Source organism: Pseudomonas sp. LB3P31, assembly GCF_054897945.1.
Map to the genome: position 1 here is coordinate 4,778,326 of NZ_CM142710.1, position 17,905 is coordinate 4,796,230.

Sequence of the window (17,905 nt, forward strand, 5' to 3'; positions counted from 1 at the left end):
CGCTTTAATAACAACAACAACCAGGAGACACCCCTAATGTTTGGCATGTCCCACGAGACGTTCCTGCTGCTCGATGCAGTGGTCACGGTGATCGGGCTTATCGTCCTGATCACCAAGTTCAAATTCCACCCGTTCATTGCCCTGATCATCGCCGCAGCGTTTCTCGGCCTGACCTCGGGCATGCCGATCGGTACCATCATCAAGGCGTTCCAGGACGGCTTCGGCGGGGTACTCGGTTTTGTCGGGATCATCCTGGCGCTGGGCACCATGCTCGGCAAGATGATGGCCGAATCGGGCGGGGCGGATCAGATCGCCCAGACCCTGATTCGCGCCTTCGGCAAGGACAATGTGCAGTGGGCCATGATGTTCGCCGCGTTCCTGGTCGGCATCCCGCTGTTCTTCGAAATCGGCTTCGTGCTGCTGATCCCGCTGGTGTTTATCGTGGCGCGGCGCACCGGTGTATCGATCATCAAGATCGGTATCCCGCTGCTGGCCGGTCTTTCGGCGGTGCACGGCCTGGTGCCACCGCACCCGGGTCCGTTGCTGGCGATCGGCGTGTTCGGTGCCGACATTGGCAAGACCATCCTGTACGGGCTGATCGTGGCACTGCCAACGGCGATCATCGCCGGGCCGATCTTCGGTACCTTCATTGCCAAGTACATCCCCGGCCATGCCAACCAGGAATTGGTGGATCAACTGGCCCGTGAGCCGGAATCGACCAACCTGCCAAGCTTCAGCATCACCCTGATCACCGTGCTGCTGCCGGTGTTCCTGATGCTGTTGAAAACATTCGCCGACGTCGCGCTGCCGGATGGCAACTTCTTCCGCACCTGGATGGACATGATCGGTCACCCGATCTCGGCGTTGCTGCTGGCTTTGCTGCTGTCGCTTTACACCTTCGGCCATCGCCAGGGCATGGATTCCAAACGCATCCTCGGCCTGCTCGACGCCAGCCTGGCACCCACTGCGGCGATCATCCTGATCATTGGTGCCGGTGGTGGCTTCAAGCAGATGCTGGTTACCAGCGGCGTGGGCGACGTGATCGGCCACATGGCGGTGAACGCGCAGATCTCGCCGATCCTGCTGGCCTGGCTGGTAGCCGCAGTGATTCGTGTCGCCACCGGTTCGGCGACCGTGGCCACCATCACTGGCGCGGGCATCGTGGTGCCGGTAGTCGGCATGATCCCGGGCGTGAACCGCGAGTTGCTGGTGCTGGCAACCGGTGCGGGCTCGCTGGTGCTGTCCCACGTCAACGACGCGGGTTTCTGGCTGGTGAAGCAGTACTTCAACATGACCGTGGTCGAGACTTTCAAGACCTGGACCGCGATGGAAACCATCCTGTCCGTGGTGGCGTTGGGCTTTATTCTATTGTTGTCGATGTTTGTTTAAACGCGGTGTTTGCTACAAAAAAACCGCAGAGATGCGGTTTTTTTGTGGGTGTTCCGGGCGTGAATTTGCATTCTATCGACGGCGTATCTTGGAAGCTGCGGAAGTTGAAGGCATTTGAGCTCTGCCCGAGTTGACGCCCTGGATTTTGACTCCGTCTCTCGATTTTTCCGTGCTGTACACGTTGTTGTCACGGGCATCATAGTTACCTTTATCGATAATGTGTCCGGGGCGACCTCCACCGTGAGTGGTGGGCTGGGATGTAGGTTGGGGGACTTGGTTTGATTTCGCGTCAGGGTATTTCGGATTAGTTGGGGAGTTGAACTGAGGGCCGGGCACATTCTGGTTTCGGGTGGGTTTACTGGTTTTACTGGCGTTTCGGCTTCCACGCCCGAGCTTGACGGGTGCTTTCGGTGTATTGCCGATTAAATACAAAGCTCCCAGGACGCCGCCTGGTCGTGGAGAAGTCGAGCTGGCAACCCTGCCGCTCGGGCCGACCGGGGAAAGGATATTCATAACAGTCGCAAATGCATTAAAGACCCAACCTTCTCCGCTCGGATCTGCTCGCATCACCGGCTCGCCACCGCAATACAGATAGGCGTTCAACCCCCCTTTATCAAACGGACTGAATTTGTCCGGGTTGTGAAATCGCATCAGTCTCGGGTTATACGCACGATATCCTTTGCCCAGAATGTACCAACCCCGGCTTGTCTCACATAGCTCGCCGTTGAAGCCCAGCCGCGTCATGACCTTCTGCCGGGAAGACTGCTGACCATAGGGTGTGTACGCCAGGTGATTGATGGGGCCAGCCATCTCGGTCAGCACCGAGTTTTTGCAGTCAGTCGCTAACAGCAGCGTGCGAGATTGGGGAGCTGTAGATTGTGAAGGGGACATGGCGAGGCCTTTTTTGTTTGACGGCGCCCCAGCATTTCACTTTGGTCCAGAGTCGGAAACTGACAGAGTTGCCAGGTGCTCTCGAATACAACGCCGACAACTGTAGGAGTGAGCCTGCTCGCGATGGCGGTATGTCAGTCACATCTGTTTCGGATGTGCCGCCGCCATCGCGGGCAAGCCTTGCTCCCACAGGCTCGCTCCTACAGTTGAGGTGTCAGGCTGTGGTTTTGCTTGCCAGCCCATCCGCCCGGAACATCCCGCGAATGCCGCGCACGGCCTGGCGGATTCGGTCCTGGTTTTCGATCAGGGCGAAGCGCACGTGATCATCGCCGTACTCGCCGAAACCCACACCCGGCGAGACGCAGACCTTGGCCTCGGCCAGCAGTTTCTTGGCGAATTCCAGCGAGCCCAGGTGCGCGTAGGCGTCGGGAATCTTGGCCCAGACGTACATCGCCGCTTTCGGATTTTCCACCATCCAGCCCAGCTCATGCAGGCCCTTGACCAGCACGTTGCGGCGCTGCCGGTATTGCTCGGCGATGTCCTTGACGCACTGCTGATCGCCTTCCAGCGCCGCAATGGCTGCGACTTGCAGCGGGGTAAAGGTGCCGTAATCGTGGTAACTCTTGATCCGCGCCAGGGCGTTGACCAGTTCTGCGTTACCGACCATGAAACCGATGCGCCAGCCGGCCATGTTGTAGCTCTTGGACAGGGTGAAAAACTCCACCGCGATGTCCTTTGCGCCGGGCACCTGCATGATCGACGGGGCTTTCCAGCCGTCGTAGACGATGTCGGCGTACGCCAGGTCGTGCACCACCAGCACGTCATACTGCTTGGCGAGGGCGATCACCCGCTCGAAGAAATCCAGCTCCACGCACTGCGCAGTGGGATTGGACGGAAAGCCGAGAATCATCATTTTCGGTTTGGGGATCGAACCGCGAATCGCACGTTCCAGCTCGGCAAAGAAGTCCACGCCAGGAATCAGCGGCACCGACCGCACCTGGGCGCCGGCAATCACGGCACCGTAGATGTGAATCGGGTAGCTCGGGTTCGGCACCAGCACGGTATCGCCTTGATCCAGCGTCGCCAGCATCAGGTGCGCCAGGCCTTCCTTGGAACCGATGGTGACAATGGCTTCAGTCTCCGGGTCGATGTCGACCTCGTAGCGATCCTTGTACCAGTTGGAAATCGCCCGGCGCAGGCGCGGAATGCCCTTGGACGTGGAGTAACCATGGGTGTCTTCGCGCTGGGCGACGGTGACCAGTTTTTCGACGATGTGCGGCGGCGTCGGGCCGTCGGGGTTGCCCATGCTCAAGTCGATAATGTCTTCGCCACGACGACGAGCAGCCATTTTCAGCTCGGCGGTGATGTTGAAAACATAGGGGGGGAGTCGATCTATGCGCGCAAAGCGGCGCGGCGAACCTTGTTCGGCCATTGTTGCCTCGGATAACGTAAGCGCCCGGAACCGTCCGAGCGACGCCGGCCACTGCGGTGGCCTGTGGCGGAATGTAAGGGCAGCTGTGGCAGACTGTCCAGCGGCTTTGTAAACAAAATTTTCCGAAGGAAACCGTTAGATGGAATTCACCAGTGGCTTCTTGCTGAGCCTTTCGTTGTGCCTGGACATTGGCGTGGCCAATATCGCGATGATCACCCTGGCCATGCAACGCGGCTATTTGCAAGGCTTTGCCCTGGGATTGGGGACCTGTGTCGGCGACCTGATCTACGCCGTGTTGGCGCTGGCGGGGATGACGGTATTGCTGCAGTACGAAACCGTGCGCTGGGTGTTGTGGATCGGCGGCTCGGCGCTGTTGGTGTATTTTGCGGCGAAGATGATCTATTCGGCGATTCACCACGAAGCGGTGTTGGCGCAAACCGCCGAGGTGGGGCAGAACTCCCATCGCAAGGAGTTCTTCCGCGGGATTTTCCTGGCCATGTCGTCGCCCAGTGCGATTCTCTGGTTCGCTGCGGTGGGTGGCACACTGATCGCGCGTTCCGGCGGTGGTGGAGCCCTGAGTTCGGCCCTGTTTCTCGGCGGGTTCCTCTGCGCCGGATTGTTGTGGTCGGCCGGCCTGTGCTTCGCCGCGAGTCATGGCGGCAATCTGCTGGGCGATAAACTGCTGCGCTACTCCTATATGGCTTCTGCGGCGATCTTCTGCTATTTCGCGGTGTACGTGATTCTATCGGGTTATAACGAGTTTTTTGGCAGCGGCGCCGTCGAGCAGCTGCACGCGCTCTAATTTGGCGAATCGGGTTTGGCTTCTATACTCCCAGCCGAACCCACTTTTTACATTCCAGGAGTCGAGTCATGGACGAGCAAAAAACCGTGGAAGTAACTGAACCTCGCTTCGAAGCGGGGCACTTCCTGTTGATCGCAGGGCTAGGCGGGCGATTTACCCAAGCGACTACCTCCGGCATTCCGGATCTTTGGGAAAAATTCATCCCCGAGATTGGCAAGATCCCTGGCCAGAAGGGCGAAGTGACCTACGGCATCTGCTGCAATCCGGATGGCAAAGGCGGCTTCGAATACATCGCCGGCGTCGAGATCAGCAAGCTCGATGACCTGCCGGAGAAATACCGCTGGGTCGAGGTTCAACCCCAGCATTACGCGGTATTCGAGCACAAGGGCTCTTTGGCCAGCCTGCCGCAGACTTTCCAGTACATCTGGAAAACCTGGTTGCCGCAGTCCGGGCGCGAGGCGGCAGATGCCCCTGAGTTCGAGCGCTACAGTGCAGATTTCAATCCGAACCTCAATACCGGTGTGCTGGAAATCTGGCTGCCGCTAAAGCCGGAATAATCTATGATCGCCGGCCTTTTTTAACGCTGACATCGAGCTGCCATGACCCCTGTTATCCGCCTCGTCACGCCTGCTGACCTGGACCGCTGCTACGCCATTGAAACTGTCGCCTACGAAGGCGACGAAGCCGCGACCCGGGAAAAGATCGCCAAGCGCATCGCAACCTGGCCTGAGGGGTTCATCGTGGCCGAGGTGGAGGGCGTGGTCGCCGGGTTTATCAATTCCGGGGCGGCGTTTGAGGTGGAGATGTCGGACGAGGCCTTCAAGGAGTTGATCGGCCACGACCCGGCGGGTCCGAATGTGGTGATCATGTCGGTGGTGGTGCACCCGGATTATCAGGGGCAGGGCCTGGCGAAGGTGTTGTTGGGTGAGTTCATCGAACGCATGCGCGGGATGGGCAAGGCGAGCATTCATCTGATGTGCAGGGAGCAGCATGTCCCGTTGTATGCCGGTTTCGGGTTTGCCTACATCAAGCCGTCGGCGTCGGACCACGGCGGGAGGGCGTGGCATGAGATGATCCTGGCCCTGTAACACGAGATAATCCTGACCTGTAACGCGATTTTCCCGCGTACGCGTAGGAGCTGCCGAAGGCTGCGATCTTTTGATCTTGTTTTTGCGATCAAGAACAAAAAATCGCAGCCTGCGGCAGCTCCTACGGGGGATTCGGTTTATCCAGTGGGACCGGGACGGCCGTTAGATCGGGTTGTCAGTAAAGACTATCCTTCACCCGGCCCGGCGCCTCCCGGTCGTATGAGTCCGCATCAAACGCCCCATCATTCAACCGCTTGTGAAACGCTCCCGCCGTGGGCAGTGCCGAGCGATCCAGGTACTTCTCCGGGTTCCACAGATCCGAGCGCACCAGCGCTTTCGAGCAATGGAAATACGCGGCGTCCACCGTCACCAGCATCACCGTGCGCGCCGGCTTGCCGTTGACCGCGAAGCTGTCCAGCAGCTGCGGTTCGGCGCTGATTTGCGCGGTGCCGTTGACCCGCAATGTCTCCCCGATCCCCGGAATGATGAACAGCAGCGACACCCGCGAATCCCGCACCACATTGCGCAGCGTGTCGATGCGGTTATTGCCCGGGCGGTCGGGGATGGCCAGGGTCTGCGAGTCGATGATGCGCACGAAACCGGGCGTGTCGCCCCGCGGCGAACCGTCCATGCCGTCGGGGCCTACGGAGCTGATGATCACCAGTGGCGAGGCGCGCACCATCGCCTGGTAGTCCTCGTTGAGGAACGGGATCTGCTTGCGCACGGCGCGGTCGTGGGGCAGGCCGTACAGCGCTTCCAGTTGTTCAATGCTGTTGAGCATGATTAACCTCCTCGAACACCAGGCCCATGCGCCGTTCATAGCCGATGCGGCCGCGATAGGCTTCGCCGCTGTCGACCCAGCCGAATTTTACATACAGGGCGATCGCCGCTGCATTGTCTGCATCCACCGACAATTCCAGCCCGCGGATTTCCGGCCAGGTCTGGCGGGCAACCTCGGGCAGGGCCTCCAGGCAGGCCTTGCCATATCCCTTGCCCTGGGCGCGTTGATCGACCTGCAGCGCGTGCAAGGTGGCGCTGTGTTCATTGGCCCAGGCGGGCAACACCGGTGGGCGCTTGAGTAGCAGGAAGGCCACGGGCACCTCTTCGACCAGCAGGGCAAATCCCTTGACCCCCGGGCCTGGCTTGGACAGCAGGCTGTGCAGCGCCCCGTGGATATCGCCGCAGAACTTGATCTGCTGCGGGTGAACTTCAATGGCCTCGACCTGCTGGCGCTGGAGCGTCGTCAGGCGTTCGTAAGGCACGAGTTGGCTTGTCACTGGAGTGTCCTTGTTCCAATCGATATGAATTTCGGATTCTAGCGAGTTTGCGTGGGTTGATTGTTTTTATTTGGACTGTCGATCCGCCCGTTCACCAGACGACTAAGGGTGTCTTCACAACAACAACCACGGAGAACGCTCATGACCGCTACCACCGAAATTGAGACCCTGATCGACACGTACCGCCAGGCGGTGATCGCCAAGGACGTGGAGAAAATCATGGCCCTGTATGCCGACGACGTCGTTTCCTTCGACGCGGTCAAGGCCCTGCAATTTCGCGGCAGGGCCGCCTATCGCGCGCATTGGCTGGACTGCATGGAGTCGTGCCCGGGCCCGCACCTGTTCGACTTCGATCAGGTGAATATCGTCGCCGACGAGCACATCGCTTTTGCCCACTGGCTGACCCACTGCGGCGGCACCAACGAGAAAGGTGAAACCCAGTCCTGCTGGATGCGCGGCACTGCCTGTTATCGGCGCGACGCGGGCCAATGGCGGATCGTGCATGAACATTGGTCGGCCCCCTTCGACATGGCCAGCGGCGCCATGCTGTTCGATCTGCAGCCCTGAAAATCGGGCTGGTCGTCGGGAAAGGGCGCCTGGGCGCCAAACTGAGCCATAGTTGATCCGTTCGATCCGGGAGTGCGCCATGAAGTATTTATGCCTGGTCTACAGCAACGAACGTGAACTGCATTCGCTGCCACAAAGCCCCAAAGACGAAGAATGCATGGCCTATGCCGAGTCCATCCAGGGCAGCGGGCGGATGATTGCGGCCGAGGCGCTGGAATCGGTGCAGACCGCGACCACCGTGCGCATGCGCAACGGCAAGGTGTCGATTACCGACGGCCCGTTTGCCGAAACCAAGGAGCAGTTGGCCGGCTTCTACCTGATTGATGCCCGCGACCTCAATGAAGCCTTGCAAGTCGCTGCCGACATTCCGGCGGCCCGGGTGGGCTGTGTCGAGGTGCGCCCCGTTCGCCAGTTGAATCCCTGAATAACAATCACAACAGGAGATTTTTCATGAGTCCGAATGCTCTTCAACAAACCCCTGCCGCCTTTGAGTTGTCGATCAGCCGCCTGATCGACGCGCCGCGCCGCAAGATCTTTCGCGCCTGGACCGAGCCTGCCTTGCTCACCCAGTGGTGGGGGCCCCACGGCATGACCACGCCGGAATGCGAAATGGACCTGTGGGTGGGCGGGCAATTCCGCACCCTGATGCGCGCCCCGGACGGTGCCGAATACCCGACCCAGGGCGTGTTCCTGGAAATCGTCGCGCCCGAGCGCCTGGTGTTTACCGATGCGTTTATCCCCGGCTGGATTCCTTCGGGCAAACCGTTCATGTCCGCCGAGGTGACGCTTGAGGAGCATGCAGGCGGAACGCTGTACACCGCGCGGGCGCGACACTGGTCCGAGGAGGATTGCCAGGCTCACGAGTCCATGGGCTTTCACGACGGTTGGGGGCAGAGCCTGGATCGACTGGTCACGCTGGTGACCGAAGGCATGCCGGACTGATGCCTGGCTCGGCGGTCAGCGCTCTGGTCGAGCAGGTCTACCGCGAAGACTCGCGGCGAATCCTCGCGACGCTGATTCGCTTGCTTGGTGATTTTGACCTGGCTGAAGAGGCGCTACACGAAGCGTTTTTTGTTGCAGTCGAGCGTTGGCAAAGGGACGGCGTGCCGGATAATCCGCGCACCTGGCTGGTGTCCACCGGGCGCTTCAAGGCCATCGACGTATTGCGCCGGCGTGCTCGTTTCAACGCCTCGCGCCCGCTGTTGATCGCGCAACTGGAGGAACTGGAGCAGGCGGACTGGAGTGGTGAGGAAGTGGAAGACGATCGCTTGCGCCTGATCTTCACCTGTTGTCACCCGGCGCTGGCCGCCGACGCGCAGGTGCCGCTGACGCTGCGGGAAGTCTGCGACCTGACCACCGAGGAAATCGCCCGGGCATTCCTCGCCGCCCCGGCCACCATCGCCCAGCGCATCGTGCGCGCCAAGGCGAAGATCCGTGACGCAAAAATTCCCTACCAGGTGCCGACCCTCAGCGAATTGCCCGAGCGTCTCGACAGCGTGTTGCGGGTGATCTATCTGGTGTTCAACGAAGGCTACTCAGCGTCCGTTGGCGCGGAATTGACCCGTGAGGAGCTGACTCGCGAAGCCATTCGCCTCGGGCGCCTGCTGATGGAATTGCTGCCAGAACCGGAGGTGCTGGGGCTGCTGGCGCTGATGTTGCTGCACGAGTCGCGCCGCCCGGCGCGAACCTCAGCAGCGGGTGAGTTGATTGTGCTGGATGAGCAGGATCGTACGCTGTGGAATGCCGAGCTGATTGCCGAAGGCTGCGGGCTGATAGAGCGAGCATTGTCCGCAGGCAGCTTTGGGCCTTATTGCCTGCAAGCGGCGATTGCGGCGGTGCACGCCGAGGCGCCGACGGCTGCGGATACGGATTGGCCGCAGATAGTGGGTTTGTACGACGTGTTGCTGAGGGCAGTGCCGTCGCCGGTGGTGGAGTTGAACCGCGCCGCGGCGTTGGCGCGGCGTGATGGGCCGTTGGTGGGGTTGATGCTGATTGACGCAATTCTGCAGCGCGGTGAGCTGCTGGATTACCACCTGGCGCACTCCGCGCGGGCCGAGTTTTGTCGGCAGCTGGGCCGGGTCGAGCAGGCGCGGGCGGCGTATGTGCGAGCACTGGAATTGACCCAGCAGGCGCCGGAACGGCGGTTTCTGGAAAGCCGGTTGCGCGGGTTGGATTAGTGCTGCTGTCGCGCATAGATCAAAAGATCGCAGCCTTCGGCAGCTCCTACCATTAGAACGCGATCCCCCTGTAGGAGCTGCCGAAGGCTGCGATCTTTTGATCTTGATCTTTTGATCCTATTCCAACATCTTGCCCAACAACCAACTCCCCGCCGGCCCCGGCGGATGCAGCCGCGACCACAATGCATCAACGCACAAAGGTTTCGGCCACCCACGCACCTTCAACTCCACCAACTCCCCCGCGCCAAACCGCCCCACCAGCCAGCGCGGCAATGGCGCCCAGCCGAACCCGCCCTGGGCCATTTCCAGCAGCATCAGGTAACTCGGCGCCGACCAGACGCGGCCCTTGGCCCGGCTTTCATAGGGATTGACGATGGTCGCCAGACGCAATTCGCGGTGCTGCTGCAGCACGTCCTGATCGATACCGGTGACGCTCGCCAGCGGATGCTTGCGCGAGACGAACAGCGCGATTTCCGTCTGTTCCTCGACGGTCGAACTGACCAGGTCCGGCGGATAACTGTCCTGCATCTCGGCAAACGCCACATGCGCCCGACCGCACTGGACCAACGCCACCAGGTCATCGCATTCGGCAATCAGGCACTCCAGCTCCAGGTCTGGATAACGCTGCTCAAACGCACCTAACGCCGCCTCGAACCGATCAGATTGATAGGTATCGGAAATCGCCACGGTGAGCTTCGCCTCAACCCCCTGGGACAGCTGGCTGGCAGTCATCTCCAGGCGACTGGTGGCCGCCAGGATCTCCTCGGCCCGTTGCAGCATCACGTGACCGGCCGGGGTCAGGCTGGGCTTGCGGCTGCTGCGATCGAACAGCGTCAGGTTGAGGTCGATTTCCAGGCTGGCGACCGCAGCGCTGATGGTCGATTGACTGCGCCCGAGCTTGCGCGCCGCCGCTGAAAACGAGCCTTGGGTGGCCGCCTGGACAAACGCCAGCAACACTTCGTGAGAGGCCATGAACTATCGCCTTGATCGATGGTTATTGGTTATGAAGTATCGGGGTGATGGCGGATCATGGCAACCACAGTCACCCAGAGGAGTCAGGTCATGAGCGCCGACAAATCCATCACAGAACGTGTATTCCAGGCCGTCGGTTTCGAACTGCTGGCCATTGTCATCTGTACCCCGTTGCTGGCGTGGGTCATGGATAAACCGATGCTCGACATGGGCGTGGTCACCATGGCCATCGCGGCCCTGGCGCTTGCCTGGAACGTAATTTTCAACGGATTGTTTGACCGTTTACTGACGCACCTGAACGTCGTGCGCAGCGCCTGGGTTCGGGTGGTGCATGCGCTGCTGTTCGAGGGCGGCCTGGTGGCACTGGGTGTGCCGCTGATTGCCTGGTGGCTGGATATCAGTCTGTGGCAGGCGTTTGTGCTGGATATCGGTGTGCTGCTGTTTTTCCTGCCATATACCTACGTTTATCACTGGGTGTATGACGTGGTCCGGGAGCGGTTGGTCTGTGGGAGCAAGGCTTGCCCGCGATGAACGATGACGCGGTCCATCGGACTACACGCAATCTTGTAGGAGCTGCCGGAGGCTGCGATCTTTTGATCTTGTTTTTAAAATCAAGATCAAAAGATCGCAGCCTTCGGCAGCTCCTACGCCGATCACCTGTAGAGCTGCCGAAGGCTCGGGCCGCGATCGGACGATCTTTTGATCTTAATAATCCTGCCGCTTGCGAAATGCCCAGCGTCCGGCGATCACCGTGAAGGTCGCCACCAGCGCGACCAGAATCCAGAACCCTTCCGGATCCCCCGAAAGCGGCACCCCGCCGACGTTCATGCCAAAGAACCCGGCAATGATATTGATCGGCAGTGCCAGCACCGTCACCACGGTGAGGGTGAACAAGGTGCGGTTGCTCTGTTCATTGAGGTTGGCGGCGATTTCTTCCTGCAACAACTTGATCCGCTCACCCAGCGCCGTCAGGTCGTTGATGATCAGCGCAAACTCCTCGGTGGACTTGCGCAACTCCTTCACGTCCTCCTTTTGCAGCCATTGCGGCGGACGATTGAGCAAGCGCAGTAGCGAGCCCGGCTCCAGCGCCAGCAAGCGTTGCAAGCGCACCAGCACCCGGCGATTGGCGCCCAGTTCCGCGCGGTTGGTGGACAGTCGGGACGACAGCAACTCGTCTTCGATCTGATCGACGCTCAGGCTGGTGCGCCGCACAATCTGCGTCAGCACTTCACCCTGGTCGCGCAGCAGATGCACCAGCAGTTCCAGCGGCGAGCGAAAGCGTTCACCGGTTTTCACCGACGAGCGCAGCTTGTCCACCGAGTGCAAAGGTTGCAGGCGCGCGCTGATGATGAGCCGGCTGCGGGCGCAGACCCACAGCGTCGACACGTCGGAGGAGACCATGCTGCTGAGGTTGAACACCACGTCGTTGACCACCGCCAGCAACGCCGAATCCACGTGCTCGATGCGCGTCGAGCGCGAGCCCTCATGCAGCGCCTCGAAAAACTCGTCGGGCAATTCCAGGTGGCTTTTCATCCAGCGCTCGCAGGCGGCGTGGGCGAGGTTCAGGTGCAGCCAGAGGAATTCGTCGCTGTCGTCCTGCTGCAAACACTGCAACGCTTTCGCTGAATCGATCTCGCGCCCCGGTTCGCCGGGTCGAAAACTGAACCCGTACAACAGCCCGAAAAGATCCTGATCGCGATGGTTGTGATCAATGCTGTGGTTCATGGGCGCTCGCTGCGGGGGGCGAATGTTGCGAAGTTTTTCAGGTTCACTGGAGCCGCATCATCGCAAGGGATTCTGACCGTATTGTGACAGCTGGATGACCGCTGATTTGTCTTGCACCGGCGGTCGGAACCGCTAAAGAAAGGCTCTGGCTCGCCGATGATGGGTGGCTGGCTTGTAACTTGCGATCACCGCGATCACCGCGATGACGGTCGTGGACCAGCGTCGCCGACAGGGAGGTCCGGACATCTTGCACGCCTGCCGGGCGTGCCTTATCCCTGTCATGAGAGTCCACTCGATGTTTTTGCAAAAATCCCTGAGAGCTCAAATCCTTGCCTTGTTGAGCGGCAGCCTGCTGGCGATGTTGCTGATCGCCCTGGCCTGCTTTCACTTCCTGTCCAGTGGCGTGCAGAGCTACGCCAATCTCGTCGAAGGACCGTTGCACACTTCGCAACTGATCGATGAAGCGAACCTGCAATTCAAGGTGCAGGTGCAGGAATGGAAAAACGTTCTGCTGCGCGGCAAGCAACCGGCTGAGCTGGCCAAATACTGGAAGCAGTTCGAGGAGCGTCAGCGCGACGTGCAGAACATCCTCGGTGAACTGGCCGGGCAGAAAGGCATCGAGTCGCAACTGAAAACGCGCATCGAACGGCTGCGCGATGAGCATCGCCTGTTGGGCGCGGCGTACCAGAAAGGTCGCGATGCCTATGTCGCGTCTGGTGCTGACCCGACGGCGGGGGACGCTGCGGTCAAGGGTGTCGACCGTGCCGCCAGCGATCAGATGAGCGAACTGGTCAGCGAGTTGCGCAAGCAAGGCGCCGAGCAGTCGACAGCCATCAGCGCCAGTGCCGATCGCACCGTGCTGCTGGGGATCGTGGTGATGCTCGTTTCAGGTCTGTTGATCGGCCTGTTGAGCCTGTGGCTGGTCAACCGCAACCTGGTCGAGCCGATCCGCAAACTGATCGAGTACGTGGCACAACTCAGCCAGGGTCGGTTTGCCGATCGAGTGCCCAATACCCGTCAGGATGAGCTCGGCAAGCTGGCCATCGCGGCCAATACCCTGCGCGATTTTCTCGCCGATACCTTCAGCCGCCTGCAACGCAGTGCGTCGGACCTGGACAGCGCCAGCGGCGAGTTGAAGTCGATCGCCAGCCTCATGGCCGGCGGCACCAATGAGCAGTTCAACCGCACCGATCAGGTGGCGACGGCGATGAACGAAATGTCCGCCACCGCCCAGGAAGTTGCCCGTCACGCCGCCGATGCGGCGCGTGCTGCCGACGACGCCGACCAGTCAGCCCAGCAGGGTGAAAAGGTCATGCAGGGCACCATTCACACCATCACCCTGATGCGCGGCGAAATCGCCAACACCGCGACGGTCATCCGCCAGCTGGAAACCGACAGCGGACGCATCGGCAAGGTCCTGGAAGTGATTCGCGGCATCGCCGAGCAGACCAACCTGCTGGCGCTCAACGCCGCGATCGAAGCGGCCCGTGCCGGTGAAGCAGGGCGTGGTTTTGCCGTGGTGGCCGATGAAGTCCGCAGCCTGGCCCAGCGCACGGCGGCGTCGATCATCGAGATCAATCAGATCATCCAGACCGTGCAAACCGGCGCGGTGGATGCGGCTCAGGCGATCGAGAGCGGTCAGTCGCGCAGTGAAGAAAGTGTCGAGCAAGTCACCCAGGCCGGGGCCATGCTGGAGCGCATCACCCTTGCGGTGGAAGCAATTCGCGACATGAACCGCCAGATTGCCACGGCCGCTGAAGAGCAGACGTCGGTGGCCGAAGACATTTCGCGCAACCTGACCGAGATCACCAGCATTGCCAGCACCAACCTGGATAACGTGCAGCGCACTGAAGCGGCCAGTCACAACCTGCATGGGTTGTCCGGGCAGCTGAATGAGGTGACGGCGCGCCTTAGTGCGTAGTGATTATCCTGAACAGCAAAAAGCCGCACGATCGTGAGATCGTGCGGCTTTTTTTATCGGTTGATCAGTCGTCTTGTTTGTTTTTCAGCACTTCGCCGGTGGCGGCGTTCAAGTCGACGTCCCACTCAACGCCTTTGGCGTCTTTGAGTTCAACTTCGTACTCGTAGTTGTTGAAGTGGTTGTCCAGATCGCTGTCGGTGATGGTGGCGCCTGGGTGCAGCTTCATCACGATCTTGTTCAGGTCTTCCAGAGACTTGATCTTGCCGTCCGTGACCAGCTTCGGAATCTGATCAACCGGCACATCAGCCTGAGCCAAGCCTGCAGTGAGGGTCAGGGCAGCAGCGGTGAAGAGAGCAGTCAAAGTTTTCATTCAGGTTCTTTCCTTGGATGGGCTGTTTAAGTGGGACCAGATTAACTGTGGCAACTTAATTCAGGCTTAATTCCACAAGGTGATTGGGACTGGGTGTTCCCTCTGTGGGAGCAAGGCTGGTTGGAGAGCAAGCCTTATGTGGGAGCAAGGCTTGCCCGCGATGCAGTCACCTCGGTCCCACCTCAATACCCATTATTCTGCAACAACTGCCCAACACTCGCCGCGGCCGGACGCTTGTAGAACTTCAACAGCTCACTCGCACGGTTGGTAAAGATGCCATCAACGCCCGCATCCGTGACCTTCTGGTAATCCACCGCATCATCGATCGTGTAGACGTGCACCAGCAAACCCTGATCGTGGGTGTACTGGTTCATCCAGGGTTGCACCAGGTCCGAGTAGCTCTGATCACCACCTTTGGTCAACGCCGCAGAAGGCCCGGTGCCGATGGCGCCCGCCGACTTCGCGTACTCGACCCACTGCTGGAATTCGGCTTTGCTCTTCGGTTCCTGCCTGGCGTAGTAGGTGGCCTTGTCCTTATCGCCGGATTCAGCGAAAGTCACCGCAGACTTGGGTTCGATGCTGCCTGGGCCTACCCACAGCAACAAAATTTTCGGCACTTGCGGCATTTCCTTTTCCAGCAACTCGAGACTGCTCTTTTCGAAAGTCTGCAGCACCACCTTGCCCTGACCCTGGCCTACTCCCAGTGCGCTCTTAGCCAGCTTCGAGCCGGCGGGGCTCAGCCAGCCGCGGTCCTGGAGCTTTTCCTTGAGGTCACGTTCCAGTCCTGGAAACTGCTTGGGCTCCTTGGTCTCGATGTACAGGCCCGGCTTGTGCAACGGGTTGCCCTGGGCGATGTCGATGATTTCGTCGAGGGTCAGGATCTTCAGGCCGACGTAGGACGCACGCGCGCGATCCGGGTAAGCCTTGTTGAACCAGCTGCCAGCGTCGAGGGTTTTCAGCTCGGCGAGGGTGAAGGCGTTGGCCGGGCTGTCCTTGCGCTCGGGAAACTTGGTGGCAACGTCGGTGGTGCGTTGCAGGTTGTCGTCGTGCAGGGCAAACAGCACGCCATCCTTGCTGCGCTGCAGGTCCAGCTCGAGATAATCGGCGCCCAGGTCACGGGCCAGCTTGTAGGCAGGGGCGGTAGATTCCGGTGCATCGAACGACGCGCCGCGATGCGCGATCACTGCCGGGTGCGGAATCCCCAGGCGGGTAGCCAGGGCGGTAGGGCTTGGCTCGCTGGCGGCCTGTGCCTGGCCGAGGCCGAGCAGCACGCTCAGCAGCAGGGCGCTTTGAGTGAAGGTGACAGCCATGGTCGAGGTCCTTTCGCAATTTTCAATGACGTCCCTTTTAACAACTGAGCGCCGCCAGCGCTATCTTCAGACCGACATAAACCTGTTTAAAAGCATTTTTTTTGGCGCATTTGTGCGGTTCTTTGCAGTACTCTTGGCCGCGGAAGTTTCCCCGGAAGAGGGAAACCCTGTATCAGCCTGGCGTGTAAACCATCGATCACTTTCCGTGAGGTTTATATGCGCATCACTTCCCAGCTCATCTGCCAGGCCGCCGACCAGCTCAAGGGTTTTGTCGGCCTCAATCGCAAGACCGGCCAGTACCTCGTGCGTTTCAGCGAAGATTCCTTCGGCATGGACGTGGCGGATGACGGCATCATTCCAGTCAGCGAATTCGTCTGGGCGCCCGGTCCGGACCAAGGCATGACGCTCAAGCGCGAGTTGATTCAGCTGCTGCTGGATCAGAACATTGATGACCGGATCAACGTGACCGAGCCGTTGCGGGTGTACATGAGTCGGCGGGATGTGCCGGAGATTTCGGCGGTTCGGAGTCTTGTTCAGGGGTGAGGTTTTGCGCTGATTTGAAGGCCCCATCGCGAGCAGGCTCACTCCTACAGGGGATCACGTGAACAACACAGATCCTCTGTAGGAGTGAGCCTGCTCGCGATGACGCCAGCTCAGACACCACATCACTTATTGGCTGGCTGATCCTTGAGCACAAAATGCTGATGCATTTCCGAAGTCAGGCTTTCGATGCGCTCGGTCAGTGCCTTGGTCATTTCGGTCAGGTGAGTGTTCTGCTCAAGCAGCTCCATCAGTTGCGCGGAATTGTGCGCCGCCTGTGCCTGCCGCTCGGTATTGGCCACCGCCAGGGCTTCGCGGTGCTGCGCGTCGGCATCCGACTGGGCCTTGTCCCGCGCTGCCTGACGAGTCTGGGCCAGCAGAATCAAAGGCGCGGCGTAGGCCGATTGCAGGCTGAACGCGAGGTTGAGCAGGATGAACGGGTAGAGATCGAAGTGCGCGACGCCGAACAGATTAAGACACACCCACAGCACCACGATCAGCGTCTGCGCGCCGAGAAAGGTCGGTGTACCAAAGAACCGGGCGAAGGCTTCAGCGCGCAAGGCGAACTTGTCATTGCCAAAGGTCGGGGCGAGGTGAGCATGACGACGGTGGAAACGCAGGTGATCGACCGGGGCCTCGGATTTTGAATCGGTGGGTGTGGTCATGATGCTCTCTGCGAGTCGGGAAGACAGAGGCTCACTATAGCGCTGGCGACGGTTTCATTCTGAAACACATCGAGATGTTTCATTTGGTGTTAGCGAAATCTTAACCTTGTGGCAGACCTTGTCATTTATGCCAGCTCATAACAGGCCAGGAACATATCTAGCGCGGCATCCACCACCTGATCCTGCATCGCTGACGCAAGGCCAGGCAGGCCCATGGAAATCTGCGGCCAGAATGCAAAAGACTTGAGCATGCCCTGTATCTGATGCGCGGCGAACGCCGGGTCTACCGGCTTCAGGCGGCCATCCGCCTGAGCTGCGCGAATCCACACCGTCAAGCCTTCCTCGCGCTCGCTCATGCGCGTGACCATGTCCTGCCCGCGCTCGGGAGAATGGATGGTGGCGGCGATGGCGACCCGCGCCAGGTCGAGAAAATTTTCATCCCCCAGCGTGTGCATTTTGGCCATCAGCAGCAAGCGCATCTGACCGCGTAACGGTTGGTCGGGGAAGTAGGCAATATCCTGTTCCGCCGTCACCCGCGCCCACAGTTGGTTGAGAATCTCGGCGAACAATTCTTCCTTGCTTGGGAAATGGTTGTACACCGTGCGCTTCGACACGTCCGCCGTAGCAGCAATCTTGTCCATGCTGGTGATGTCGAATCCGTTGGCGCGAAATTCGGCAATGGCCGCCTGGATGATGGCTTCACGTTTTCGATCGGTCAGGCGCTTTGGAGCTGTCATAAGTACGCTTCGGCAGGAAGAATGAAGAATTACACTCGGTAG

The 17,905-nt window shown here is 60.0% G+C and carries 21 protein-coding genes; 11 read left to right on the forward strand and 10 right to left on the reverse strand.

Annotated features, from left to right (window positions below; all coding sequences use genetic code 11):
• Window positions 1–36 precede the first annotated feature (36 nt).
• Window positions 37–1,389, forward strand: coding sequence for a GntP family permease (locus tag ACYZTK_RS21750; protein WP_462011714.1), 1,353 nt, complete (start codon window positions 37–39; stop codon window positions 1,387–1,389).
• Between the two features lie 72 nt (window positions 1,390–1,461).
• On the opposite strand, the gene ACYZTK_RS21755 is transcribed toward ACYZTK_RS21750, so the two are convergent.
• Window positions 1,462–2,280 carry an RHS repeat-associated core domain-containing protein gene (locus ACYZTK_RS21755; RefSeq protein ID WP_462011715.1) on the reverse strand — a complete coding sequence of 273 codons (819 nt, stop codon included), beginning with the start codon at window positions 2,278–2,280 and terminating at the stop codon, window positions 1,462–1,464.
• Window positions 2,281–2,494: 214 nt separating this feature from the next.
• Window positions 2,495–3,712: an alanine transaminase gene (alaC, locus tag ACYZTK_RS21760; RefSeq protein ID WP_462011716.1), complete on the reverse strand. Its 1,218-nt coding sequence runs from the start codon at window positions 3,710–3,712 to the stop codon at window positions 2,495–2,497.
• Between the two features lie 139 nt (window positions 3,713–3,851).
• On the opposite strand from alaC, the gene ACYZTK_RS21765 reads away from it, so the two are divergent.
• The 3 genes from ACYZTK_RS21765 to ACYZTK_RS21775 all read left to right on the forward strand — a co-directional run bounded on the left by ACYZTK_RS21765 (window position 3,852) and on the right by ACYZTK_RS21775 (window position 5,602).
• Window positions 3,852–4,514 (forward strand): LysE family translocator, encoded by a 663-nt coding sequence (locus ACYZTK_RS21765; RefSeq protein ID WP_462011717.1) that lies wholly within the window; start codon window positions 3,852–3,854, stop codon window positions 4,512–4,514.
• A gap of 68 nt (window positions 4,515–4,582) precedes the next feature.
• Window positions 4,583–5,071 carry a GyrI-like domain-containing protein gene (locus ACYZTK_RS21770; RefSeq protein WP_462011718.1) on the forward strand — a complete coding sequence of 163 codons (489 nt, stop codon included), beginning with the start codon at window positions 4,583–4,585 and terminating at the stop codon, window positions 5,069–5,071.
• A gap of 42 nt (window positions 5,072–5,113) precedes the next feature.
• Complete coding sequence (locus tag ACYZTK_RS21775) at window positions 5,114–5,602, forward strand: GNAT family N-acetyltransferase (RefSeq protein WP_462011719.1); 489 nt, start codon at window positions 5,114–5,116, stop codon at window positions 5,600–5,602.
• 175 nt (window positions 5,603–5,777) lie between these two features.
• Here ACYZTK_RS21775 and ACYZTK_RS21780 read toward each other — a convergent pair whose 3' ends face one another.
• Window positions 5,778–6,383 carry a pyridoxamine 5'-phosphate oxidase family protein gene (locus tag ACYZTK_RS21780; RefSeq protein WP_462011720.1) on the reverse strand — a complete coding sequence of 202 codons (606 nt, stop codon included), beginning with the start codon at window positions 6,381–6,383 and terminating at the stop codon, window positions 5,778–5,780.
• A complete protein-coding gene (locus tag ACYZTK_RS21785; protein ID WP_462011721.1) occupies window positions 6,367–6,879 on the reverse strand; it encodes a GNAT family N-acetyltransferase in 513 nt (170 codons plus the stop codon). The genes ACYZTK_RS21780 and ACYZTK_RS21785 overlap by 17 nt, the downstream gene beginning before the upstream one ends.
• 141 nt (window positions 6,880–7,020) lie before the next feature.
• On the opposite strand from ACYZTK_RS21785, the gene ACYZTK_RS21790 reads away from it, so the two are divergent.
• From ACYZTK_RS21790 to ACYZTK_RS21805, 4 genes are all read left to right on the forward strand, one after another.
• Window positions 7,021–7,446, forward strand: a complete 426-nt coding sequence (locus ACYZTK_RS21790) for a YybH family protein (protein ID WP_462011722.1) — start codon at window positions 7,021–7,023, stop codon at window positions 7,444–7,446.
• Window positions 7,447–7,525: 79 nt separating this feature from the next.
• The gene (locus ACYZTK_RS21795; protein ID WP_462011723.1) at window positions 7,526–7,870 is read left to right on the forward strand and encodes a YciI family protein; all 345 of its coding nucleotides are present in this window, start codon (window positions 7,526–7,528) and stop codon (window positions 7,868–7,870) included.
• Window positions 7,871–7,896: 26 nt separating this feature from the next.
• Window positions 7,897–8,388: an SRPBCC family protein gene (locus ACYZTK_RS21800; RefSeq protein WP_462011724.1), complete on the forward strand. Its 492-nt coding sequence runs from the start codon at window positions 7,897–7,899 to the stop codon at window positions 8,386–8,388.
• A complete protein-coding gene (locus ACYZTK_RS21805) occupies window positions 8,388–9,623 on the forward strand; it encodes an RNA polymerase sigma factor (RefSeq protein WP_462011725.1) in 1,236 nt (411 codons plus the stop codon). Before ACYZTK_RS21800 ends, ACYZTK_RS21805 begins: the two co-directional genes overlap by 1 nt.
• 117 nt (window positions 9,624–9,740) lie before the next feature.
• Here ACYZTK_RS21805 and ACYZTK_RS21810 read toward each other — a convergent pair whose 3' ends face one another.
• A complete protein-coding gene (locus ACYZTK_RS21810) occupies window positions 9,741–10,595 on the reverse strand; it encodes a LysR family transcriptional regulator (RefSeq protein WP_462011726.1) in 855 nt (284 codons plus the stop codon).
• Between the two features lie 90 nt (window positions 10,596–10,685).
• Here ACYZTK_RS21810 and ACYZTK_RS21815 point away from each other — a divergent pair, with 90 nt between their 5' ends.
• Window positions 10,686–11,126 (forward strand): multidrug/biocide efflux PACE transporter, encoded by a 441-nt coding sequence (locus ACYZTK_RS21815; RefSeq protein WP_462011727.1) that lies wholly within the window; start codon window positions 10,686–10,688, stop codon window positions 11,124–11,126.
• 174 nt (window positions 11,127–11,300) lie between these two features.
• Here the strand turns inward: ACYZTK_RS21815 and ACYZTK_RS21820 are convergent, their stop codons facing one another.
• On the reverse strand, window positions 11,301–12,320 hold the full coding sequence (locus ACYZTK_RS21820) for a transporter (protein WP_462011728.1): 1,020 nt from the start codon (window positions 12,318–12,320) through the stop codon (window positions 11,301–11,303).
• Between the two features lie 295 nt (window positions 12,321–12,615).
• Here ACYZTK_RS21820 and ACYZTK_RS21825 point away from each other — a divergent pair, with 295 nt between their 5' ends.
• Window positions 12,616–14,241: a methyl-accepting chemotaxis protein gene (locus ACYZTK_RS21825; protein WP_462011729.1), complete on the forward strand. Its 1,626-nt coding sequence runs from the start codon at window positions 12,616–12,618 to the stop codon at window positions 14,239–14,241.
• Between the two features lie 64 nt (window positions 14,242–14,305).
• Here the strand turns inward: ACYZTK_RS21825 and ACYZTK_RS21830 are convergent, their stop codons facing one another.
• Window positions 14,306–14,611 (reverse strand): PepSY domain-containing protein, encoded by a 306-nt coding sequence (locus ACYZTK_RS21830; RefSeq protein ID WP_462011730.1) that lies wholly within the window; start codon window positions 14,609–14,611, stop codon window positions 14,306–14,308.
• 182 nt (window positions 14,612–14,793) lie between these two features.
• Window positions 14,794–15,921 carry a glycerophosphodiester phosphodiesterase gene (locus ACYZTK_RS21835; protein ID WP_462011731.1) on the reverse strand — a complete coding sequence of 376 codons (1,128 nt, stop codon included), beginning with the start codon at window positions 15,919–15,921 and terminating at the stop codon, window positions 14,794–14,796.
• A gap of 216 nt (window positions 15,922–16,137) precedes the next feature.
• Between ACYZTK_RS21835 and ACYZTK_RS21840 the strand changes: the two genes are divergently transcribed.
• Window positions 16,138–16,464: a DUF2025 family protein gene (locus ACYZTK_RS21840; RefSeq protein WP_462011732.1), complete on the forward strand. Its 327-nt coding sequence runs from the start codon at window positions 16,138–16,140 to the stop codon at window positions 16,462–16,464.
• A gap of 122 nt (window positions 16,465–16,586) precedes the next feature.
• Here ACYZTK_RS21840 and ACYZTK_RS21845 read toward each other — a convergent pair whose 3' ends face one another.
• Both ACYZTK_RS21845 and ACYZTK_RS21850 read right to left on the reverse strand, forming a co-directional pair.
• The gene (locus tag ACYZTK_RS21845; protein WP_462011733.1) at window positions 16,587–17,126 is read right to left on the reverse strand and encodes a DUF1003 domain-containing protein; all 540 of its coding nucleotides are present in this window, start codon (window positions 17,124–17,126) and stop codon (window positions 16,587–16,589) included.
• 125 nt (window positions 17,127–17,251) lie between these two features.
• The gene (locus ACYZTK_RS21850; RefSeq protein WP_462011734.1) at window positions 17,252–17,863 is read right to left on the reverse strand and encodes a TetR/AcrR family transcriptional regulator; all 612 of its coding nucleotides are present in this window, start codon (window positions 17,861–17,863) and stop codon (window positions 17,252–17,254) included.
• Window positions 17,864–17,905 lie beyond the last annotated feature (42 nt).